This window comes from Halomonas sp. (genome assembly GCF_014859505.1).
Taxonomy (GTDB): Bacteria; Pseudomonadota; Gammaproteobacteria; order Pseudomonadales; family Halomonadaceae; genus Halomonas.
This window is the reverse complement of sequence record NZ_JACUUD010000046.1, coordinates 1-20892: the sequence shown is the minus strand read 5'-3', so window position 1 is coordinate 20892 and position 20892 is coordinate 1. Positions and strand designations below refer to the sequence as shown.

Sequence of the window (20892 nt, the reverse complement as noted above, 5' to 3'; positions counted from 1 at the left end):
CTTCGGCTCGGTCGGCTTCGGTGCCTCGGCCTTCGGCTCGGCGGGCTTCGGTGCCTCGGCCTTCGGCTCGGCGGGCTTGGGTGCCTCGGCCTTCGGCTCGGTCGGCTTCGGTGCCTCGGCCTTGGGCTCGGCGGGCTTCGGTGCCTCGGCCTTCGGCTCGGCGGGCGTCTGCGCAGATGGCTTCTGCTCGGCCTTGGCCTCGACGGGCGTCTGAGCTGACGGCTTGGGCTCGTCGGCCCTGGGCGCCTCGGCTGCCGCGTCCACCTGGGTCTCGGCCGCCTGGGCCTGGAGTCGCTGCTGCTCCTCTAGCGCCTTCGGGCTGATGGCGTGCTGGCGGCTGCGGTTACGCGGGTTGTTGCGGGTACGCTTGGGCTTGCCATCGTCTACCGGCGCCTCGCTCTTTGCCTCGACCGGCTTCTCTGCAGGGCGCTCCTCGCGCTTGTCGCCGCCGCGGGAGCGACGTGAATCCGCGCGGGGCTTGTCGTCCCGCGCCTTCTCTTCCCGGGGCTTGTCCTCCCTGGGCTTTTCATCACGTGGCTTTTCATCACGAGGCTTTTCATCACGAGGCTTTTCATCACGAGGCTTGGGCGTCTCCGGCTGGCGAGCCTGACGGGCGTCGTCCTGTCGCCCGCGTCCACGGCCACCGCGGCCGCGATTGTCGGCGCTATCGGCTCGGCTGTCGCCACGCTCGCCCTCCTGACGGGGCGCGCTGCGACCCTCCTCGTTGCGCGGGCGACGCTGGCGCTGGTTGCGGCCGCCGCGCTCCTCATCGCGCTGAGGGGGCTTGCGAGCGCCCTTGTCACCGCGCGATTCCTCGGCGCGGGCTGAGGGCTTCTGTCCGCTGTCGGCAGGTGCTTCGTCGCCGCCCAGCAGCTTGGCCAGGCCCTTGACCAGGCGGCCCAGCACGCCGGCCTGGGGCTCGATGACCGGCTGCTGAACCACCGGCGGCCTGGCGGGGCTTCTGGTTGCCGGGGCAGGCGTGGTCGGGGCAGGGGTCGCCGGAGCCTGTTCCTGCGCAGCAGGTGCCTCTTCCTGCTGCAGGGAGGCGGGCGCGGGCTCGTGGTGGATCACCGTCTTCACCGCCGCCTCGGCGCGCTGCGCCGGCTTGGCGAAGGTGGACTCGGGCTCACGGCCGATCTCGGTCTCGGTGGAGAGCTCGAAGCTGGAAAGGGAGGCGGTGCCGTCCTCGTCCACATGGTCGTCGCGCAGGCGCTGGACATCGTAGTGGGGCGTGTCCATCTCGATACTGGGGAGCAGCAGGACCCGAACGCCCTGGCGACGCTCGATCTCGGCCAGCACGGCACGCTTCTCGTTGAGCAGGTAGGTAGCGACCGGCACCGGCAGGATGGCGCGGATCTGGGCGCTACGCTCCTTCATGGCCTCTTCCTCGATCAGGCGCATGATCGAGAGCGAGATGGAGCGAACGTCGCGGATGGTGCCCTGGCCGACGCAGCGCGGGCAGACTACGCCGCTGGTCTCGCCCAGCGACGGGCGCAGGCGCTGGCGGGACATCTCCATCAGGCCGAAGCGCGAGATGCGACCGATCTGCACCCGGGCACGATCCAGCTTGAGGGCGTCGCGCATGCGGTTCTCGACCTCGCGCTGGTTGCGCGCCGGGCTCATGTCGATGAAGTCGATGACCACCAGGCCGCCGATGTCGCGCAGACGCAGCTGGCGGGCGATCTCGTCGGCGGCCTCCAGGTTGGTCTGCAGCGCCGTCTCCTCGATGTCGCTGCCGCGGGTGGCGCGGGCCGAGTTGATGTCGATGGAGACCAGCGCCTCGGTGTGATCGATGACGATGGAACCACCGGAGGGCAGCTTCACCTCACGCTCGTAGGCGGTCTCGATCTGGGACTCGATCTGGAAGCGCGAAAAGAGCGGCACCTCGTCGACGTAGAGCTTGATCTTCGACTGATAGGAGGGCATCACCTGGCGAATGAAGGCCAGGGCCTCCTGGTGGACCGCCTCGCTGTCGATCAGCACCTCGCCGATGTCCTGGCGCAGGTAGTCGCGCATGGCGCGGATGATGACGTTGGACTCGCGGTAGATCAGGAAGGGGGCGGAGCGCTTGCCGGCTTCTTCGGTGATCGACTCCCACACCTGGATCAGGTAGTCCAGGTCCCACTGCAGCTCCTCCGGGGAGCGGCCGATACCGGCGGTACGCACGATCAGGCCCATGCGGTCGGGCACGGTGAGCTGACCCATGGACTCCTTGAGCTGGCTGCGCTCCTCGCCCTCGATGCGTCGCGAGATGCCGCCGGCCTTTGGGTTGTTGGGCATCAGCACCAGGAAGCGGCCGGCCAGGCTGATGAAGGTGGTCAGCGCCGCGCCCTTGTTGCCACGCTCCTCCTTGTCGACCTGGACGATGACTTCCTGGCCCTCCCTGAGCACCTCCTTGATGCTGGGGCGGCCCGAGGCGGGCTCCTTGACGAAGTATTCGCGGGAGATCTCCTTCAGCGGCAGGAAGCCGTGACGGTCGGCGCCGAAGTCGACGAAGGCGGCTTCGAGGGAGGGCTCGATACGCGTGATCTTGCCGCGGTAGATATTGGCTTTCTTCTGTTCCCTGGCACCGGATTCGATGTCCAGGTCATAGAGGCGTTGTCCATCGACCAGCGCGACGCGCAGCTCTTCTGGCTGGGTCGCATTGATGAGCATCCGTTTCATGTTGTCTCGCACTATGGGGCGCCGGCGAGTACGACGTGGCGAACCTCTGTGTGCTGCGTGCCTGTTCTCAGCGTATCGCAGTAATACGCAAGTTCACGGCCGTGGCGGTTCGATAACGACGCGTCACGGCACGAGCTGTTGAGTACGGGGCGGAGGCAGGACATGTCTCGGCGGGGGTCACCCATCCGGCCCTGCGGTCACCGCCAACACCTGGCATTCATCGATTCGCCGCCGCCGGTCTCCGGCACGCTGTTGAACGTGTCCCGTGGCCTGCCGACGTTCCATGACGGGGGAAACATCGGGGGATCCGGGCGTGGCGCTGTCTCGCTGTCTTTCCGTTGCTGCGGGCGGCGGGACGTATCGACGTCGTCGCGGCCTGATCTTTTCGCTTCGGCCTGCGTGTCTGTCGGGCAGGCGCCTGGCGGGCTGATTTCGGCCCATTGAAGCGAACCGGCAATATAACAGCAACCGGGCCGCGCCAGCAATTGGCGCGCCGGGCCGCCCACTGCGATAGAATGCGCCCTTTGGCAGTTTCCGGCAGTGGAGTCTCGGCATGGCCGAAGGGCGCGACGTACAGTGGGTCGAGGTGACGGAAGGGCAGGACGGCCAGCGAGTCGACAATTTCCTGATGACCCGCATCAAGGGGGCGCCACGGGCGCTCATCTATCGCATCGTGCGCAAGGGCGAGGTGCGGGTGAACAAGAAGCGCGTCAAGCCGGATACCCGCCTGGCCATCGGCGACCTGGTGCGCATCCCGCCGCTCAAGCTCTCGCCCCGAGAGGCGGTGCGCGAGGTGAGCGACAACCTGCGCAACCTGCTGGCTGGCAGCGTGCTGGTGGAGGGGCGCGACTGGTTGGTGATCAACAAGCCGGCGGGGCTTGCCGTTCACGGTGGCAGCGGGGTCAAGATCGGCCTGATCGAGGCGCTGCGCCAGGTCCGCGAGGAGCTCGACTTCCTGGAGCTGGTCCACCGTCTGGACCGCGATACCTCCGGCTGCCTGCTGCTGGCCAAGTCGCGCCCGGCGCTGCTGGCGCTCAACGCCTCCCTCAAGCAGCAGCAGATGGACAAGCGCTACCTGGCCCTGGTGGCCGGCCGCTGGCCGGCGAAGCGTGACTATGTGGCGGCGCGGCTGGACCGCTACACCCTGGCCAACGGTGAGCGTCGGGTGCGGGTCGATCCGGCCGGCAAGGTCTCGCGGACCCGCTTCGCGGTGCGCGAGACCTTCGCGAGGGCGACCCTGATGGAGGCCGAACCGGTCACCGGTCGCACCCACCAGATCCGCGTGCATGCGGCACACGCCGGCCACCCGCTGCTCGGCGACGACAAGTACGCCAGCCGCGACAGCCAGCGGCTCAGCGAGTCCCTCGGGGTCGCGCGGTTGTTCCTGCACGCCGAGTCGCTGACCTTCCCTGAGCCCTCCAGCGGCCGCCCGGTGCAGATCAAGGCGGCCCTGCCCGAGGAGCTCAAGGCGGTGCTGGTCCGGGCCCGCCGCGATGCCTGAGCCCCGCCCATACCACTTGTATCGACTACACGGAGCCGACAATGCGTTATCGACTGGTGATCTTCGACTGGGATGGCACCCTGATGGATTCGGTGGCGCGCATCGTCGACTGCATGCAGGCGGCGTCGCGGGACGCCGGCTGGGGCGAGCTCTCGCCGGAGAGTGTGCGCAATATCATCGGTCTGGGGTTGCCCGAGGCGATCGCCAGCCTGTGCCCGGGGATCGCCCCGGAACGTGCCGAGCTGCTGCGCAGCCGCTACGCCTGGCACTTCGTCGAGGGTAACGACATCCCCATGCGCTTCTTCTTCGGCGTGGAGGAGGGGCTTGCCGGCCTCCACGCTCGTGGCGGTCAGCGCCTGGCAGTGGCCACCGGCAAGAGCCGCCGCGGCCTCGATCGGATCTTTCGAGAGAGCGACAGCGGGCGCTGGTTCCACGCCAGCCGCACCGCCGACGAGACCCGCTCCAAGCCCCATCCGCTGATGCTGGAGGAGCTGCTGGTCGAGCTGGAGGTGCCGCTGGGGGAGGCGGTGATGGTGGGCGATACCGAATACGACCTGGAGATGGCTCGGGCCATCGGCATGGACCGGGTGGCGGTGACCTGGGGCGTGCATGCGCCCGAGCGACTCGCTGCCAGCCGGCCAATCTACACCGCCGAGACCGTCCCCGAGCTATTTGACTGGCTGCAAGGAAGATAAGTGATGAGTGACGACGACCAGAAGCGCGGTGAGCGTCAGGATCCCTGGACCCAGGGGCCCGAGCGAACCTCCGAGCAGGCCAGGGAAGAGCGTGAGGCGCGCCGTTCGCCAACCGACCAGGCGGCGGCGCCGGCAGAGAGCGTCGAGACCCTGCGTGAGCGCCAGCGTCTTCAGCAGATGGAGATGATGGACCGCTGGATCGGCGGTGTGCTGACGGAGCAGCGCCGTTCCCGGCGCTGGAAGCTGTTCTTCCGCTTCCTGTTCGTGGCGCTGATCCTGGCCTTGCTCTCCGCGACTCTCTTCAGCCTGCTGGCCGGTCCTCCCGGCCGGGGCGCCGTCGGCCCGCACCTGGGGGTAGTCAAGGTGCGCGGCGTGATCGATTCGGAGTCGCCGGCCAGCGCCGAGCGCATCGTTGCCGGACTCAAGCGTGCCTGGGAGGCCGAGGAGAGCGTGGCCGTGGTGCTGCAGATCGATAGCCCCGGTGGCAGCCCGGTGCAGTCCCAGCGCATCTATGACGAGATCATGCGGCTGCGTGGCGAGGGCGACAAGCCGATCATCGCGGTGATCGAGGATGTGGGGGCCAGCGGCGCGTACTACATTGCCGCGGCGGCGGACGAGATCCTGGTCGCCCCGGCCAGCCTGGTGGGCTCCATCGGGGTGATCTCGGCCAGCTTCGGCTTCGAGGAGGCGATCGAGCGCCTGGGCGTGGAGCGCCGTGTGTTTGCGGCGGGTGACAACAAGGCCTTCCTCGATCCCTTCTCGGCGCTGGCACCCGAGCAGCGCCAGTTCTGGCAGTCGGTGCTGGCCACCACCCACCGCCAGTTCATCGAGGCGGTGCGCGAAGGGCGAGGGGATCGACTGGGCGACGACGAGCGGCTCTTCAGCGGCCTGGTGTGGAGCGGCGAGCAGGCCGTCGAGCTCGGCCTGGCGGATGGAGTCGGCAGCCTGGGCGGCCTGGCCAGGGAGCGGCTGCCCGAGCCGAAGGTGCGCGACTACACCCCGCGACTCGACCCCTTCGAGCGCTTCACCCGGCAGTTCGGCCGCGTCGCCATGGAGCTGCTGGGGGTGCCGCGCGCCGATTCGCTGCTGCGCTACCAGCTACCCTAGCGGATCCAGTCCTGCCTCGCGCAGCAGGGCGCAGAGGCGGATCAGCGGCAGGCCGATCAGGGTGTTGGGGTCGTCGCCCTCGAGCTTCTCGAACAGGGTGATGCCCAGTCCCTCCATGCGGAAGCTGCCGGCGCTGTCCAGGGGCTTCTCCTTCTCCACGTAGCGGGCGATCTCCTCCTCACCGAGCCGGCGAAACACCACGTCGTAGGTCTCGTGGCAGACCCGCTCGCGGCCCTGCCGGGTATCCAGCAGGGCCAGGCCGGTGAGAAAGCGCACCCGGTGGCCGGAGAAGCGGGCCAGATTGGCGCGGGCGGTGGCCGCGTCGCCGGGCTTGCCGAGAATCTCCCCCTCGAAGAGGGCCACCTGGTCCGAGCCGATGATCAGATGCTCCGGCCAGGTCTCGGCCAGCCGCCGGGCCTTGGTCAGCGCCAGTCGCTCGACCAGGGCGTCGGGGGCCTCGTCCGAGTGCGGGGTCTCGTCGATGTCGGGGCTCTGCCAGGCGTAGGGGATTTCCAGGCGGTCGAGCAACTGGCGGCGCCAGCGAGAACCGGAGGCGAGGACAAGGCGCGGCATGGGGCAGTCCCTGATCGAGGTGATGGCGGCAGGTTAGCATGAACCTGGCCGCCTCGAGGATGATGGCAGTGAGGGTCGGGGAGGCCGTCGGCGCCCACTGGGCGGACGCTGGCGCGATTGCGCTCCGGTGGCTTTGACAGGGGCAGGGGGAGTGCCTATCATTGCGCGCCTATGTTGACCACACGACTTCCCAGCAGGGTCGAGCCCTACAAGCTCGCAGCCCGATCCGAGCGTCTCGAGGGCCTGATGGCCCTCGCGGATCTTGCACGCCTGACCGAAGAGGTCGGCCCTCAGAGCGGCGATCTTCGGGTCGCTCTCGACTTCGGCATCGATCCCCAGGGGCGCCGCGTGATTCACGGCCGCCTGGAGGCGGATCTGCAGCTGCCGTGTCGGCGCTGCCTGTCGCCGATGGCGCAGCATGTGGAGAGCGAGTTCCTGCTGGGTATGGTCACCAGCGATGAACTGGCCGCCGAGTTGCCGAGCACTCACGAGCCTGTGCTGGTGGAAGACGAACAGCTGAACCTGCTGACGGTGGTCGAGGACGAACTGATCCTCAGCCTGCCTCAGGTGGTTTACCACGATGAGGCTGACTGTGAGGTCTCACGCGACCAGCTGACCAGCGGGGAGGATGCCGCGGCATCCCGGGAGCCCGCAGCGAGCCCCTTCGATGTGCTGAGGCACCTCAAGGGCAAATCCTGATTCATCATCGTTTCACTCTGGAGTGACATCCCATGGCAGTTCAAAAGAACCGCAAGACCCGTTCCAAGCGCGGCATGCGTCGCAGCCACGACGCCCTGACCGCCCCGGCCCTGTCCCAGGACAAGGAAACCGGCACCACTCACCTGCGCCACCACGTCTCTCCGGACGGTTTCTATCGTGGCCGCAAGGTCGTCGACGCCTGAGGCGGCGACGCTTCCTTCGGTAACGTCTGGCCGCTGACTCCCCGTGCGGATCGCCATCGACGCGATGGGCGGCGATCTCGGTCCTCGTGCCACCGTGCGGGGGGCGGCCAGCGCGGCCCTGCACGACCCTCGTCTCGAGATCCGGCTGTTCGGCCCCTGGCGCCAGCTGGAGGGTGAGATCTCCTGCCTGCCGCGGCGCCTCGCCGCGGCTGGTTCGCGTCTGGAGGTTGTGGATGCCGCCGAGGTGATCGCCCCGGGGCAGCGTCCAGCCGACGCACTGCGTCACGGCCATGCCAGCAGCATGGCCAGGATGCTGGCCGCCGTGGCGGCCGGTGAGGCCGCCGCCGGGGTCAGTGCCGGCAACACCGGTGCCCTGGTGGCCCTGGGGCGCCAGGCGCTGGGCACCGTGGCCGGCATCCCGCGTCCGGCGATCAGCACGGCGATGCCGACACGCAGCCAGGGGCGCTGCTACCTGCTCGACCTGGGTGCCAATGTCGAGGCCTCCGCCGAACGGCTGGTGGACTTCGCCCTGATGGGCGAGTTGATGGCTCGTCACGTGGACGGGATTGCGGCGCCCCGGGTGGCACTGCTCAACGTCGGGGTGGAGGGCACCAAGGGCACGGCCAGCGTTCGCGAGGCGGATGCACGGCTGCGTGCCATGGAGCGGATCGACTATCGCGGCTACGTGGAGGGCGATGGCATCTTCGCGGGCCGGGTGGACGTGGTGGTGTGCGACGGCTTCGTCGGCAACGCGGTGCTCAAGGCCAGCGAAGGCCTGGCGAGGATGCTGGTGGCCCGCGTGCAGGCGACCTTCGAGGCCCACTGGAGCAGCCGCCTGGTGGGGGCGCTGGCGCGGCCGGCGTTGAGGCGCCTGAAGGGCGAACTCGACCCGGTGCGCTACAATGGCGCCAGCCTGCTGGGTCTGGCCGGCATCGTGGTGAAGAGTCACGGCGGTGCCGACGCCGCCGGCTTCCACTATGCGGTGCTGCGGGCGGTACAGGAGGTGCGTCACGATCTGCCGCGCTGCCTGGCGGCCGGTCTGGCGCCGAGGAGGGGCGTTGGCGAGTCGGTCGGCAGGGCCGGTCGAGTCGCCAGCGATCCCGATCTCCTCGCACCGGGCCTTCCCGGTGAGGATGACAGCCAACAAGAGTAAAGGTGACCATGATGACTCAATCCCTCGCCCTCGTGTTCCCCGGGCAGGGTTCCCAGCAGATCGGCATGCTGCGGGAGCTGGCGGAACGCTACAGCGTGGTGCGCACCTCCTTCGAGGAGGCCTCCGACGCGCTGGGCTATGACCTCTGGCAAGTGGTTCAGGAGGGTCCGGTGGATGCGCTGAATGCCACCGCCTGCACCCAGCCGGCACTGCTTACCGCCAGCGTCGCCATCTGGCGGGTCTGGCAGGAGCTGGAGGGGCCGCGCCCCGGTGCCATGGCCGGTCACAGCCTCGGCGAGTACAGTGCCATGGTGTGTGCCGGCGTGATGTCCTTCGCCGAGGGCATCAAGCTGGTGCGCCTGCGCGGTGATGCGATGCAGGCCGCTGTGCCGGTCGGTGAGGGTGCCATGGCGGCGATCCTGGGTCTCGACGATGCCGTCGTGGAGCAGGCCTGTGCCGAGGCCGCCCAGGGTGAGGTGGTCGCTGCGGTCAACTACAATGCGCCCGGCCAGGTGGTCATCGCCGGCGGCCAGGCCGCCGTGGATCGTGCCATTGCCGCCTGCCAGGCGGCCGGCGCCAAGCGTGCCATGCCCCTGCCGGTGTCGGTGCCATCACATTGCGCACTGATGGCGCCTGCCGCCGAGCGCCTGGCCGAGGCCATGGACGCGATCGAGCTCAAGGCGCCGCGCTACACCGTGTTCCAGAACGTCGACGCCCAGGCCCACGCCGACGCCGAGACCCTGCGTACCCGGCTCATCGAACAGCTCTATCGCCCCGTGCGCTGGACCTCCTGCGTCGAGGCCATGGTCGAAGGCGGCGCCGAGGTGTTCATCGAGTGCGGTCCCGGCAAGGTGCTCACCGGCCTGGGCAAGCGTATCGCCCGCGGTAGCAAGGGGCTGGCGGTCAATGATCCGGACAGCCTGGAAGCGGCCCTGGAGCTGGCCCGCAGCGTAGCCAACGGCAACTCGGCCAACGGCTGACCCATTCCTCAGGATGAAGGCGAAAGCACCATGACCACCGAAATGAGAGTTGCCCTGATCACCGGCGCCAGCCGCGGCATCGGCCGCGCGATCGCCCATGAGCTGGGCCGTCAGGGGCGCATCGTGATCGGCACCGCCACCAGCGACGCCGGCGCCGAGAAGATCGACGCCGACCTCAAGACTCATGGCATCCAGGGCGCGGGGCGCAGGCTCGATGTCACCGACCCTGCCAGCGTCGACGCCCTGGTCAAGGCGGTCACCGAGGAGTTCGGCGCCCCGACCATCCTGGTCAACAACGCTGGTATCACCCGTGACAACCTGCTGATGCGCATGAAGGAAGAGGAGTGGGATGACGTCGTCGACACCAATCTCACGTCGGTCTTTCGCGTCAGCAAGGCCTGCCTGCGCGGCATGACACGGGCCCGCTTCGGTCGCATCGTCAACATCAGTTCGGTAGTCGCCACCATGGGCAACCTGGGCCAGACCAACTATGCTGCCGCCAAGGCGGGCATGGAGGGCTTCACCCGGGCCCTGGCGCGCGAGGTCGCCTCTCGCGCCATCACCGTCAATTCGGTGGCCCCGGGCTTCATTGCCACCGACATGACCCAGGCGCTGCCCGAGGAGCAGCACAAGATGCTGCTGGGCCAGATTCCCCTGGCGCGTCTGGGTCAACCCGAGGAGATCGCCGCTGCGGTGGGCTTTCTCACCGGCGAGACGGCGAGCTACATCACCGGCGAGACGCTGCACGTCAACGGTGGCATGAACATGCGTTGAGGCCCTTCAGGGGCGGCGGTTGCGCCGGCCCCGGGGCGTCTATAAACTACTCCGCAGCTTTCGTCTGCGGATCTGGAACCCCAACGGCTGGTCATCTGGACGGCCAATTTGAACGACTGGAGTACGTCATAATGAGCACCATCGAAGAGCGCGTGAAGAAGGTTGTGGCCGAGCGCCTGAACGTCAAGGAAGAGGACATCCAGAACAGCTCCTCCTTCACCGAGGACCTGGGTGCCGATTCCCTGGATACCGTCGAGCTGGTCATGGCGCTCGAGGAAGAGTTCGATACCGAGATCCCAGACGAAGAAGCCGAGAAGATCACTAGCGTTCAGGAAGCCATCGACTACGTCAACGCCCACCAGTAAGCCTGGTGGCGGTCGATGCCGCCTGACGCGGGGAACTGGTTCCCCGGAAAAAGCCGCCCAGCGAGGCGGCTTTTTCGTGGCAGGGGGCCGCGGGGCTTGTCAGGGCAGCGCGGGGCGGGGAGACTCGTTATAATGCGCGCAGCGGACGGCTTCCCCCGGGGGAGTCCTGTCATACTGGATGTCTGGAGGAAAGCTGATGGCACGTAGAAGGGTTGTGGTGACCGGTATGGGACTGGTCACGCCGGTGGGGAATAGCGTCGAGGATAGCTGGTCCAACATCAAGGCCGGCAAGAGCGGCATTACCCCCATCGAGCACTTCGATGCCAGCGGCTTCAACACGCGCTTCGGTGGCTCGGTCAAGGACTTCGATATCAGTCCCTACCTGAACCCCAAGGATGCCCGCAAGATGGACCTCTTCATCCAGTACGGCATGGCCGCGGGCGCCCAGGCCATCGCGCATTCAGGGATCGCCTGCACCGAGGAGAATGCCGGCCGCATCGGCGTGGCGATCGGCTCCGGGATCGGTGGCCTGCAGATGATCGAGCATAATCACAGCGTCATGCTCAAGAGCGGCCCGCGGCGCATCTCGCCCTTCTTCGTGCCCGGCTCGATCATCAACATGATCTCCGGCAACCTGGCGATCCAGCACGGGTTCCGGGGACCCAACATCGCCATCACTACCGCCTGCACCACCGGCACCCACAACATCGGCTACAGCGCGCGGACCATCGCCTACGGGGACGCCGACGTGATGGTCTGCGGTGGCGCCGAGATGGCCACCACCCCGCTGGGCCTCGGCGGCTTCTCTGCGGCCCGGGCGCTCTCCACCCGCAACGATGATCCCCAGGCGGCCAGTCGGCCCTGGGACCGGGACCGCGATGGCTTCGTGCTCTCCGACGGGGCGGGCGTCATGGTGCTGGAGGAGTACGAGCATGCGAAGGCGCGCGGCGCGACCATCTACGCCGAGCTCAGCGGCTTCGGCATGAGCGACGATGCCTACCATATGACCTCTCCGCCCAAGGACGGCAGCGGCGCGGCACTCTCCATGGTCAATGCCGTGCGTGATGCCGGCATCGATGTCGCGGCCATCGACTACATCAACGCCCACGGCACCTCGACGCCGGCCGGTGACCTGGCGGAGAGCCTGGCCGTCGAGCGGGTGATGGGCGAGGCGGCAAGGTCCGTGGCGGTGAGCTCCACCAAGTCGATGATCGGCCACCTGCTGGGCGCGGCCGGCGCTGTGGAGGCGGTATTCTGCGTGCTGGCGATCCGCGACCAGGTGGCACCGCCCACCATCAACCTGGACAACCCCCAGGAGGGCTGCCGCCTCGACTATGTCCCGCACACCGCCCGTGAGATGAAAATCGACGTGGCCCTATCGAACTCCTTCGGCTTCGGCGGCACCAACGGCACCCTGGTCTTCACACGGGCGTGAGCCATGAGGCGGGAGGGCGCGAGGTGAGGGGGGCTGTCTCTGTGGAGGGCTGGCCCCTCGACGACCGCGGTGCGGCCTACGGTGACGGCCTGTTCGAGACCGTGCTGCTGCGCGACGGCCGTCCGCTGTTGTGGGAAGAACATCTGTCTCGGCTGGTGCGCGGCTGCCACGCCCTTGGTATCCCCATGCCTGCCGAGCATGAGCTGGCCGCCCCCCTGGCCGAGGCCGGCATTGGGCTTTTCGTGTTCAAGCTTATGTTGACCCGCGGCAGCGGCGGGCGTGGCTATCGGCCGCCGGCCTTTCCCGAAACGCGGCTGCGTTGGCAGCTTGCCGCCTTCGCCCCGACCGAGACGCACTGGCAGCAGGGCGTGCGTGTGCGTCACTGCCGCCTTCGGCTGGGCATCCAGCCCGCGCTGGCCGGGCTCAAGCACCTCAATCGCCTGGAGAACGTACTGGCGCGCGCCGAGTGGGACGATGACAAGGTGGCCGAGGGGCTGCTCTGCGACAGCGATGGCCGGCTGGTGGAAGCCACGGCCATGAACCTCTTCTGGCAGCGCGAGGGTCGCCTGGAGACACCACGCCTCGAGCGCTGTGGCGTGGCGGGCACCCTGCGTGAGGCCTTGAGGGAACGCCTCGCCATCACCGAGGTCGATGTCGGGCCGGAGGTGCTGGATCAGGCCGAGGCGGTGTGGCTCGGCAACTCGGTGCAGGGGGTCTGGCCGGTGGTGCGCCTCGATGATCCCGACGGCCTCGAGCGGCAGCGCTGGCCGCTTGCCGCGATACACCGGGGCTTCCAGGCCGAGGCCCATCGCCTGCTGGGCTATCCACTGCCCGATCCGACCTGACCAAGATGAGACGACGAGGACGCCGATGCGTGTGGTAAAGATCCTGCTGGTGCTGGCCATCCTGGCCGGCGCGGCCCTGTTCGGCGGCTACCGCTACTGGGAGTCACGGCTCGCGGCGCCCATCGCCGTGAGCGAGCCGACCCTCTACGAGGTGCCCCGTGGCGCCGGCTACAACCGCGTGATGGCCGACCTGGCCAAGCGCGGGGTGATCGAGGACGACTGGGCCTTCCGCCTGCTCACGCGGCTCGAGCCCGAGAGCGTGCCGCGCCTGCGCGCCGGCGAGTACATGCTGGAACCCGGCATGAGCGGGCGCGAGCTGGTGGCGCTGCTGGGCAGCGATCGGGTGGTCACCTACCCGCTGACCATCCCCGAGGGCTGGACCTTCCGCCAGATGCGCGAGCTGCTCGCCGCCGCCCCCAAGCTGGAGAACCGCACCGCCGACCTCGCCGACGAGGAGGTGATGGCGCTGCTGGATCGCGAAGGCGTCTACCCCGAGGGCTGGTTCTTTCCCGACACCTACCGCTACCACAAGGGGGTGAGCGACGTGGAGATCCTGCGCCAGGCGCTCACCCGCATGGAGGGCATCCTCGAGGAGGTCTGGGAGGGGCGTGCCGAGGACCTGACCATCGAGACCCCCTACGAGGCGCTGATCATGGCCTCGCTGATCGAGCGCGAGACCGGTGCGCCGTCGGAGCGCCGCGAGATCGCCGGCGTCTTCAAGCGCCGCATGGAGATCGGGATGCGCCTGCAGACCGACCCCACGGTGATCTACGGCATGGGCGAGCGCTATGAGGGCCGCATCACCCGCGCCGACCTGGGCGAGGCGACACCCTACAACACCTACGTGATCGACGGCATGCCGCCGACGCCCATCGCCATGCCCGGCCGGGCGTCGCTGGAGGCCGCGGTGGACCCGCTGCCCGGCGAGACCCTCTACTTCGTTTCCCGGGGCGACGGCACCCACCACTTCTCGCGCACCCTGCGCGAGCACAACAACGCGGTGAACCGGTATATACGCAATCGCCAGTAAGGAGACCCAGATGGCCGTGCGCGGACGCTTCATCACCCTGGAGGGGGGCGAGGGGGTCGGCAAGTCCACCAATCTGGCCCGGGTGGTCGCCTGGCTCGAGGCTCGCGGCCTCGAGGTGGTGCAGACACGCGAGCCCGGTGGCACGCCGCGCGCCGAGGCGATCCGCGAACTGCTTCTCGACCCGAGTGTCGAGGAGCCGCTGGATGACGACGCCGAACTGCTGCTGGTGTTCGCCGCCCGGGCCCAGCATCTGGCGCGAGTGATTCGGCCGGCGCTCGAGCGCGGCGCCTGGGTGGTGTGCGACCGCTTCACCGATGCCACCTTCGCTTACCAGGGTGGCGGGCGCGGCATCGATCCTGCGCGCATCGCCGAGCTGGAGCGCTTCGTGCAGCAGGGCCTCGCCCCCGACCTGACCCTGCTGCTGGACATGCCCATCGAGGCGGCCCGCGAGCGTGTGGCCCTGCGCGGAGGGGCGCCGGATCGCTTCGAGCGCGAGCGCGGTGAGTTCTTCTCGGCGGTGCGCCAGGCCTACCTGGCTCGCGCCGCCGCCGATCCCCAGCGCATCGTCGTGGTGGACGCCTCGCGCGCCCTGGCGGCGGTGGGGAAGCAGATCGAGGCGCTCCTGGCCGAGCGGGTGTCGGCATGGTGATAGCGTCCGAGTCCCTCCAGCCGCTGCCCTGGCTACGGCCACGCTTCGCCGAGCTGACGCGCCTGGCCGATGCTGACCGGCTCCCCCATGCCCTGCTGATCTCGGGGCCGCGCGGCGTCGGTAAGCGCTCTCTGGCCGACGCCCTGATCGCCCGTACACTCTGCGCCAGCCCCGCCGAGACTGCCTGCGGCGCCTGCCACGGCTGCCACATGCTGGCGTCCGGCTATCATCCGGATCTGCTGCGGGTGGAGCCGGAGGAGGGCAAACGACAGATTCGCATCGATGTTATCCGCGAGGTCAACGCCTTCGTGGCCCAGACCCCCCAGCAGGGCGGCTACCGGGTGATCCTCATCAGCCCGGCGGAGGCCATGAACCAGGCCTCCGCCAACGCCCTGCTGAAGAGCCTGGAGGAGCCCGGAGCGCGTACCCTGTTCGTGCTGCTCGCCGACATTCCCTCGCGGTTGCTGCCCACCATCCGTTCGCGCTGCCAGCACTGGAGCCTGGTGGTGCCCGGGGAGGCGGCCTGCCTGCCCTGGCTGGCCAAGCGCCTGGGGGACGAGCAGGAGGCGCGCTTCTGGCTGGGCCTGGCCGGCGGACTGCCGCTGGCCGCCCTGGTCCAGGCCGAGCCGGAGTCCCGGGCGCTGCGCCAGCAGTTGCTCGAGACCTTCGAGGCGCTGGTGCGCGGCGCCGAGCCGGTGGGCGAGGCTGCCCGCCTGGATCGCCAGTCGGTGGAGGCGATCCTGTGGTACGGTATCGCCTGGCTGGAAGACCTGATCCGCCTGGGGCTCTCGGGGGAACCCGCAGAGCTGCGCAACCCCGATCTGCTGCCCCTCTACCGCCAGGCGGTGAAGAATGCCCGGGTGCGTGACTGGTTCCGCCTGCTCGACTATGCCCGGGAACAGCGCCGCCTGCTGGCCGCGGGCGGCAATCCCAATCCCCAGCTGGTACTCGAAGCCTGGCTGGTGCGCTGGTCCGCGCTGCTGCGCTCGTGAACGAGGAGAGGCTCATGGCTGCCCAGAAGGCCCTGTCGCTGAATATCCAGGATGTCCAGACCCTGCTCTCGGCCTACATGCCGATGCTCGAGCGGGGGGGCATCTTCGTGCCCACCCGGGAGCGCTACGAGCTGGGCCAGGAGATCTACCTGCTGCTCACCCTGCCCGGGGAGAGTGACCGGGCGCCGGTCACCGGCCAGGTGGTGTGGGTCTCCCCGGAAGGGGTCACCGGTCGTCGCATGCCCGGCGTCGGTATCCACTTCAGCGCCGGTGACCAGGCGGTGCGCGACCGCATCGAGAACCTGCTGGCCGGCCAGCTCGACAAGGGCGCGCCCACCTATACGCTCTGAGCGCGGCCGAGCCGCCCTGTTTCCACCCCTTGAAATCGGTAGTCCTCTGCATGTTTGTCGATTCTCACTGCCACCTCGATCGTCTCGACCCCGCGACCCACGGCGGTGATGTCGCCGCCACCCTGGACGCCGCTCGGGCCCGCGGGGTGAAGCAGTTCCTGGCCATCGGCGTGACCCTCGAGGAACTGCCCGGCATCGCCGCCATCGCTCGGGAACACGACGACGTGGTGCTCTCCGCCGGGGTGCACCCGCTGCACAGCGTCGCCGAGGAGCCGAGCCTCGAGGCGCTCAAGGAGGCCGCGGAGCGCTTCGGCGCCGTGGCCATCGGTGAGTGCGGCCTGGACTACCATTACTTGGAGAAGTCGCCGGACAAGGTGCCCTCCCGCGACGTGCAGCGCGAGCGGTTCCGCCGCCAGCTGATCGCTGCCACCGAGCTGGCGCTGCCGGTGATCATCCACACCCGGGAGGCCCGCGAGGAGACCCTGGCGATGATCCGCAAGCACACCGACCCGGCCATCGGCGGCGTGCTGCACTGCTTCACCGAGGATCTCGACATGGCCCGGGAGGCGGTGCGCCACGGCTTCTACATCTCGCTCTCGGGCATCGTCACCTTCCGCAACGCCGAGGCGCTGCGCGAGGTGGCCCGCCGGGTGCCGCTGGACAGACTGCTGATCGAGACCGACAGCCCCTACCTCGCCCCGGTGCCCCATCGCGGCAAACCCAACGAGCCGGCCTGGGTGGTGGAGGTGGCCGAGTGCATTGCCGCCGAGCGCGGCATCAGCGTGGAGGAGGTCGCCATGCAGACCACCGCCAACTTCTACCGCCTGTTCCGCGCCGCTGCCCCCGACGCCCCCGCCGAACTGCGCGAGGCCCTTCAGGGTGCGGGCCTGCTGGGCTGATCCATCCCGAGATGCCATCGCAAGACGCCATTGCAAGACAAGGGAGCCGACATGAACCTCGACCCGCTGCTGGCCCGACTCGATCCCGAGGGCGAGATTCCCCCGGTGGACCACTGGCACCCCGAGCATTGCGGTGAGATGGACCTGGTGATCGTCGCCGACGGCCGCTGGTTTCATGAGGGGAGCCCGATCGTCCGGCCTCGGCTGGTGCGGCTGCTCTCGACGATCCTGCGCTGCGAAGCGGATGGTCGTTACGCCCTGGTCACCCCGGCCGAGAAGCAGCTCATCCGGGTGGAGGATCGCCCCTTCCTGGTGGTGGATGCCGACCCTGACCAGGACGGCACCTGGTGGCTCACCACCAACGTCGGCGATCGCCTGGCGCTGGGCGAGGACCACTGCCTGGCGCTGAGCGAGACCCCCGCCGGCGAGACGGTGCCCGAGGTGCCGGTACGCTTCGGGCTGTCTGCCCGGCTGGGGCGTAATGTCTACTACCGCCTGGTGGAGGCCGCCGAGCACCGCGCGCTGCCCGGCGGCGGCGAGGAGCTGGGCCTGGTCAGCGCCGGCGTCTGGCAGCCCCTGGGGCGCCTGGACGACGGCGACACGGCGTGAGGCTGACCGCAGAACAGCGTGCCGTCGTCGAGCATGCCGCCGGCCACGCCCGAGTCGCCGCGGTGGCGGGCTCGGGCAAGACCACCACCATGGTGGCCCGGGTGCTGCAGCTGCTGGCCCGGGGCGTGGCGCCGGAGCGTATTCTGGTGCTGATGTTCAACCGCTCGGCCCGCGAGGATTTCCAGGCGCGCCTGGCCGCCATGGCGCCTGCCGGGCAGCCGCTGCCCGACGTGCGCACCTTCCACTCACTGGGCCACCGCCTCACCGCCAGCCTGACCCGCTGGGGGGCGCTCTCGCCGCGCACGCTGCTTACCGCCGACTGGCAGGCCGAGCGGCTGCTGCGCCAGGCCACCCAGCGTGCCCTGGTCGACAGCCCCGAGGTGGGGGAGGCGGCTCTGGATGCCGAACGCCTCGAGGCCCTGGCCCACTTCTGTGCTCTGGTGAAGGCCGAGATGCTGCCGCCGGCAGAGCTCTACGCCCGGCTCGACTTCGGCGAGGCCACCGAGCACTTCGTGGCGGCCTTCGACCACGCCGAGGAGCTTCTCGGCGACCACGGCCTGATGGGCTACGCGGACCTGCTCTACCGCCCGCTGCGTGCCCTGGAGGCCGATGACACCCTTCGCGGCCGCGTCCAGGGCTTCCTCGATCATGTCATCATCGACGAGTATCAGGACATCAACGTCGCCCAGCAGCGCCTGTTGGCGGTGCTGGCCGGTGAGCGCGCCGAGGTGATGGCGGTGGGCGATGCCAACCAGTGCATCTACGAGTGGCGCGGCGCTCATCCGGATACCATGCTGGAGCGCTTCACCGCGACCTTCGGGGCCGCGATCGACTACCCGCTCTCCACCACCTTTCGCCACGGCCACGCCCTGGCCCTGGCCGCCAATCACGCCATCGAGGCCAATCGGCGCCGCCCCGACCAGCTCTGCCTGGCCGCCCCCGGCAACCCCAGGACTCGCCTGGCCCAGGCCCGGGGCAGCCGTGCCCTGCTCGAGGCCCTGGCGGCCTGGCAGGCGGACGGCCGCCACCTCAGCGAGGCCTGCGTGCTGGTGCGCAGCTGGTCGCTGTCGGTGCCGCTGCAGCTGGCGCTGCTGCGCGAGGGGATTCCCTTCCGACTCTCCCGGCAGGATCGCTTCGTCTTCCGCCTGCCGCTGGTGCAGGCCCTGGCCGGTTACCTGCGCCTGGCTCGCGAGCCGGCCCTGCTGGCAGACCCCGCCCACCTGGCGCTGCTGCTGACCCAGCCGACCCCCTTCGTGGCCCGGGAGCGGCTGGTGCGCCTCGCCGCCGTGCTGGCCGACACCCAGCGCTGGCCGGAGCGCCACGACCCGCTGCTGGCCGGCCTCAAGCCCCATCAGCAGCGCACCCTGAAGAAGCGCTGGGCGCTGCTCTGCGAACTGCCGAAACGCTCGACCTGGCCGCCGGCGAGGCTGCTCGAGCACGTGGTCGAGGCGGTGGAGGCCGAGAAGGTGCTCAAGCGCGCCGCGGCCCGGCGCGACAAGGGCGAGGAGGACGTGCGCCTGCTCGATGTGCTGCTGGAGCAGGCCGCCGAGCTGGGCAACGACCCGGAGGCCTTCATCGAACTGCTGCAGCGGCCTGTCCAGAGTGAAGCGGACGGCGTGCTGATCACCACGGTGCACGGCGCCAAGGGGCTGGAGTGGCCGCTGGTGGCCCTGGCCGGCGTCAATGAGCAGGACTTTCCCCATTACAGTCGCGACAACCCGTTGACGGCCCAGCGCCTGGAGGAGGAGCGCCGACTTTTCTACGTGGCCATCACCCGGGCCCGGGAACGGCTGCTGCTGCTCCACGACGCCGGCGACCACCGGCCGAGCCGTTTTTTGGCGGAGAGTGCCTGGGAGGAGTGCCAGCGGGTCGCCGAGCGGTTGAACGTGACGCCTGACGAGCACCCGGAAGGGCAGGGTGGCAGCGATGAGACGGTGCTTTCGGTGTCGCGCCTGCCCCTCGTGGAGCGATATCTGGCGAGGCTTGGCATGTCGCTGCCGCTGGCGCCGCTGGACTCGGGAGTGGCCGAGGGCGCCGCCGACTATCGAGTCTTCGACGTGGGGCAGCGGCTGCGCCATGCTGTCTTTGGTGAGGGTGAGATCGACCTGGTGGAGGGCGACCCGGACAACCCGGTGATCGAGGTGCACTTTCGCCATGCCGGTCGGCGGCGCCTGATCGCGCGCCGCGCGCCCATTGAACTGCTTGAAGGAGACCGCCCATGAGCGCCCCCCTGATCACCGCTTCCGAACTGGCCGAGGCCCTCGACAGCCGCCTGCCTCCGCGGCTGCTCGACTGCCGTGCCCGACTGGGTGACGCCGATGCGGGCCACTCCCTGTGGTGGGAGGCCCACCTGCCCGGCAGCTACCACCTGGATCTGGATCGCGACCTGTCGGGGCCGCCGGGGCAGGGGGGGCGCCATCCGCTGCCGAACCGCGAGGCGTTCACCGCCTCCCTGCAGCGGCTGGGGGTCGCCCCCGAGGTGCCGGTGGTGCTCTATGACGACATGGGGGGGCAGCTGGCCGCGGCGCGAGCCTGGTGGATGCTGGCCTGCTGGGCCGGACATCCCGACGTGCGCGTCTTCGACGGCGGCATCAAGGCCTGGCTGGGTGCCGGCGAGGAGCTCTCCGAGGGCGATCGCGCCGCACCCCATGCCAGCGCCTGGGTGCCAGGGTTCCACGATGAGCAGTGGGTGGATGTCGCCGGGCTGCAGGCGGGCGGGGCGCTTCTGGTGGATGCGCGCAGCCCCGAGCGCTTTCGCGGCGAGGCCGAGCCCATCGACCCGGTGGCGGGGCATATTCCCGGTGCGGTGTGTCGGCCCAGTGCGGATAATCTCACCCCCTATGGGCGCTTCAAGACCGCCGCACAGCTTGCCACCGAGCTGCCCGAGGCCGAAGAGGTGATCGCCTACTGCGGCTCCGGCGTCACCGCCTGCCACACCATCCTCGCCTACGCCGTGGCCGGCCGCCCGCTGCCGCGCCTCTATCCCGGCTCCTGGAGCGAGTGGATCCGTGACCCGTCGCGAGGGGTGGCCACCGGTGACTAGTGTCCGCAAGCTTCGGTGAGGCTTGAGGCTACTGGTGGGAGATCGGCTCTGCCGGCGGTTCGACGCTTCGACGAATGGCGCCGCAGGCGCCGGGCGGTGTTGCCTGCATTGGCTAACACCGCCTGGGAGCCCTTCGGTCTCCATTCGCTCCGCAAAGCGTTGCTCCCACCAGAATCAACAGCCTCAGTGGCAACTTCCCACCAGAAGCAGCGGCCTCGGCGGGGGGCTGGGTGTTTACATGTTCGGATAGTTCGGCCCGCCGCCGCCTTCAGGCGCCACCCAGGTGATGTTCTGGGCCGGATCCTTGATGTCGCAGGTCTTGCAGT

22 protein-coding genes are annotated in these 20892 nt (G+C 69.2%); 19 read left to right on the top strand and 3 right to left on the bottom strand.

What is annotated here, in order from left to right; translation table 11 throughout:
* The coding region (gene rne, locus IBX53_RS08300) for a ribonuclease E (protein WP_290907835.1) at positions 1–2664 on the bottom strand (2664 nt) is incomplete at its 3' end.
* 553 nt (positions 2665–3217) lie between these two features.
* On the opposite strand from rne, the gene IBX53_RS08295 reads away from it, so the two are divergent.
* From IBX53_RS08295 to IBX53_RS08285, 3 genes are read left to right on the top strand one after another with little or no spacing between them, the layout of a single operon-like run.
* Complete coding sequence (locus IBX53_RS08295) at positions 3218–4165, top strand: RluA family pseudouridine synthase (RefSeq protein ID WP_290907832.1); 948 nt, start codon at positions 3218–3220, stop codon at positions 4163–4165.
* Positions 4166–4206: 41 nt separating this feature from the next.
* Complete coding sequence (locus tag IBX53_RS08290; protein ID WP_290907830.1) at positions 4207–4860, top strand: HAD-IA family hydrolase; 654 nt, start codon at positions 4207–4209, stop codon at positions 4858–4860.
* 3 nt (positions 4861–4863) lie between these two features.
* Complete coding sequence (locus IBX53_RS08285; protein ID WP_290907827.1) at positions 4864–5967, top strand: S49 family peptidase; 1104 nt, start codon at positions 4864–4866, stop codon at positions 5965–5967.
* Here IBX53_RS08285 and IBX53_RS08280 read toward each other — a convergent pair.
* On the bottom strand, positions 5959–6540 hold the full coding sequence (locus IBX53_RS08280) for a nucleoside triphosphate pyrophosphatase (protein WP_290907824.1): 582 nt from the start codon (positions 6538–6540) through the stop codon (positions 5959–5961). The genes IBX53_RS08285 and IBX53_RS08280 overlap by 9 nt on opposite strands.
* Before the next feature lie 171 nt (positions 6541–6711).
* Here IBX53_RS08280 and IBX53_RS08275 point away from each other — a divergent pair, with 171 nt between their 5' ends.
* The 16 genes from IBX53_RS08275 (at position 6712) to IBX53_RS08200 (ending at position 20566) form a co-directional block, all read left to right on the top strand.
* On the top strand, positions 6712–7239 hold the full coding sequence (locus IBX53_RS08275; RefSeq protein WP_290907821.1) for a YceD family protein: 528 nt from the start codon (positions 6712–6714) through the stop codon (positions 7237–7239).
* Between the two features lie 32 nt (positions 7240–7271).
* A complete protein-coding gene (rpmF, locus tag IBX53_RS08270; protein WP_250061653.1) occupies positions 7272–7442 on the top strand; it encodes a 50S ribosomal protein L32 in 171 nt (56 codons plus the stop codon).
* Between the two features lie 43 nt (positions 7443–7485).
* The gene (gene plsX / locus IBX53_RS08265) at positions 7486–8595 is read left to right on the top strand and encodes a phosphate acyltransferase PlsX (protein WP_290907816.1); all 1110 of its coding nucleotides are present in this window, start codon (positions 7486–7488) and stop codon (positions 8593–8595) included.
* Positions 8596–8606: 11 nt separating this feature from the next.
* Positions 8607–9575, top strand: a complete 969-nt coding sequence (gene fabD / locus IBX53_RS08260; protein ID WP_290907813.1) for an ACP S-malonyltransferase — start codon at positions 8607–8609, stop codon at positions 9573–9575.
* Positions 9576–9605: 30 nt separating this feature from the next.
* Positions 9606–10349, top strand: a complete 744-nt coding sequence (gene fabG / locus IBX53_RS08255; protein WP_290907811.1) for a 3-oxoacyl-ACP reductase FabG — start codon at positions 9606–9608, stop codon at positions 10347–10349.
* A 131-nt stretch (positions 10350–10480) separates the two neighbouring features.
* The gene (acpP, locus tag IBX53_RS08250) at positions 10481–10714 is read left to right on the top strand and encodes an acyl carrier protein (protein ID WP_290907807.1); all 234 of its coding nucleotides are present in this window, start codon (positions 10481–10483) and stop codon (positions 10712–10714) included.
* 196 nt (positions 10715–10910) lie between these two features.
* Positions 10911–12149, top strand: a complete 1239-nt coding sequence (gene fabF / locus IBX53_RS08245) for a beta-ketoacyl-ACP synthase II (RefSeq protein WP_290907804.1) — start codon at positions 10911–10913, stop codon at positions 12147–12149.
* A gap of 23 nt (positions 12150–12172) precedes the next feature.
* Complete coding sequence (gene pabC, locus IBX53_RS08240; RefSeq protein WP_290907801.1) at positions 12173–12994, top strand: aminodeoxychorismate lyase; 822 nt, start codon at positions 12173–12175, stop codon at positions 12992–12994.
* A 25-nt stretch (positions 12995–13019) separates the two neighbouring features.
* Positions 13020–14024: an endolytic transglycosylase MltG gene (gene mltG, locus IBX53_RS08235; RefSeq protein ID WP_290907798.1), complete on the top strand. Its 1005-nt coding sequence runs from the start codon at positions 13020–13022 to the stop codon at positions 14022–14024.
* A gap of 10 nt (positions 14025–14034) precedes the next feature.
* The gene (tmk, locus tag IBX53_RS08230; protein ID WP_290907796.1) at positions 14035–14673 is read left to right on the top strand and encodes a dTMP kinase; all 639 of its coding nucleotides are present in this window, start codon (positions 14035–14037) and stop codon (positions 14671–14673) included.
* Positions 14667–15665 carry a DNA polymerase III subunit delta' gene (locus tag IBX53_RS08225; RefSeq protein ID WP_290907793.1) on the top strand — a complete coding sequence of 333 codons (999 nt, stop codon included), beginning with the start codon at positions 14667–14669 and terminating at the stop codon, positions 15663–15665. The genes tmk and IBX53_RS08225 overlap by 7 nt, the downstream gene beginning before the upstream one ends.
* A 14-nt stretch (positions 15666–15679) precedes the next feature.
* Complete coding sequence (locus IBX53_RS08220) at positions 15680–16015, top strand: PilZ domain-containing protein (RefSeq protein ID WP_290907790.1); 336 nt, start codon at positions 15680–15682, stop codon at positions 16013–16015.
* 50 nt (positions 16016–16065) lie between these two features.
* Positions 16066–16914 (top strand): TatD family hydrolase, encoded by an 849-nt coding sequence (locus IBX53_RS08215; protein WP_290907787.1) that lies wholly within the window; start codon positions 16066–16068, stop codon positions 16912–16914.
* 51 nt (positions 16915–16965) lie between these two features.
* On the top strand, positions 16966–17523 hold the full coding sequence (locus IBX53_RS08210) for a DUF1285 domain-containing protein (protein ID WP_290907785.1): 558 nt from the start codon (positions 16966–16968) through the stop codon (positions 17521–17523).
* Positions 17520–19745: an ATP-dependent helicase gene (locus IBX53_RS08205; protein WP_290907782.1), complete on the top strand. Its 2226-nt coding sequence runs from the start codon at positions 17520–17522 to the stop codon at positions 19743–19745. Before IBX53_RS08210 ends, IBX53_RS08205 begins: the two co-directional genes overlap by 4 nt.
* Positions 19742–20566, top strand: a complete 825-nt coding sequence (locus IBX53_RS08200) for a sulfurtransferase (RefSeq protein ID WP_290907779.1) — start codon at positions 19742–19744, stop codon at positions 20564–20566. Before IBX53_RS08205 ends, IBX53_RS08200 begins: the two co-directional genes overlap by 4 nt.
* A gap of 234 nt (positions 20567–20800) precedes the next feature.
* Here IBX53_RS08200 and IBX53_RS08195 read toward each other — a convergent pair.
* The coding region (locus IBX53_RS08195) for a 4Fe-4S dicluster domain-containing protein (RefSeq protein ID WP_139249141.1) at positions 20801–20892 on the bottom strand (92 nt) is incomplete at its 5' end.

Excerpts from the sequence above, each read along its gene's own strand:
- IBX53_RS08295 (WP_290907832.1), top strand. The coding sequence starts at position 3,218 with ATGGCCGAAGGGCGCGACGTACAGTGGGTCGAGGTGACGGAAGGGCAG.
- IBX53_RS08290 (WP_290907830.1), top strand. The coding sequence starts at position 4,207 with ATGCGTTATCGACTGGTGATCTTCGACTGGGATGGCACCCTGATGGAT.
- IBX53_RS08285 (WP_290907827.1), top strand. The coding sequence starts at position 4,864 with ATGAGTGACGACGACCAGAAGCGCGGTGAGCGTCAGGATCCCTGGACC.
- IBX53_RS08280 (WP_290907824.1), bottom strand. The coding sequence starts at position 6,540 with ATGCCGCGCCTTGTCCTCGCCTCCGGTTCTCGCTGGCGCCGCCAGTTG.
- IBX53_RS08275 (WP_290907821.1), top strand. The coding sequence starts at position 6,712 with ATGTTGACCACACGACTTCCCAGCAGGGTCGAGCCCTACAAGCTCGCA.
- rpmF (WP_250061653.1), top strand. The coding sequence starts at position 7,272 with ATGGCAGTTCAAAAGAACCGCAAGACCCGTTCCAAGCGCGGCATGCGT.
- fabD (WP_290907813.1), top strand. The coding sequence starts at position 8,607 with ATGACTCAATCCCTCGCCCTCGTGTTCCCCGGGCAGGGTTCCCAGCAG.
- fabG (WP_290907811.1), top strand. The coding sequence starts at position 9,606 with ATGACCACCGAAATGAGAGTTGCCCTGATCACCGGCGCCAGCCGCGGC.
- acpP (WP_290907807.1), top strand. The coding sequence starts at position 10,481 with ATGAGCACCATCGAAGAGCGCGTGAAGAAGGTTGTGGCCGAGCGCCTG.
- fabF (WP_290907804.1), top strand. The coding sequence starts at position 10,911 with ATGGCACGTAGAAGGGTTGTGGTGACCGGTATGGGACTGGTCACGCCG.
- mltG (WP_290907798.1), top strand. The coding sequence starts at position 13,020 with ATGCGTGTGGTAAAGATCCTGCTGGTGCTGGCCATCCTGGCCGGCGCG.
- tmk (WP_290907796.1), top strand. The coding sequence starts at position 14,035 with ATGGCCGTGCGCGGACGCTTCATCACCCTGGAGGGGGGCGAGGGGGTC.
- IBX53_RS08225 (WP_290907793.1), top strand. The coding sequence starts at position 14,667 with ATGGTGATAGCGTCCGAGTCCCTCCAGCCGCTGCCCTGGCTACGGCCA.
- IBX53_RS08220 (WP_290907790.1), top strand. The coding sequence starts at position 15,680 with ATGGCTGCCCAGAAGGCCCTGTCGCTGAATATCCAGGATGTCCAGACC.
- IBX53_RS08215 (WP_290907787.1), top strand. The coding sequence starts at position 16,066 with ATGTTTGTCGATTCTCACTGCCACCTCGATCGTCTCGACCCCGCGACC.
- IBX53_RS08210 (WP_290907785.1), top strand. The coding sequence starts at position 16,966 with ATGAACCTCGACCCGCTGCTGGCCCGACTCGATCCCGAGGGCGAGATT.
- IBX53_RS08200 (WP_290907779.1), top strand. The coding sequence starts at position 19,742 with ATGAGCGCCCCCCTGATCACCGCTTCCGAACTGGCCGAGGCCCTCGAC.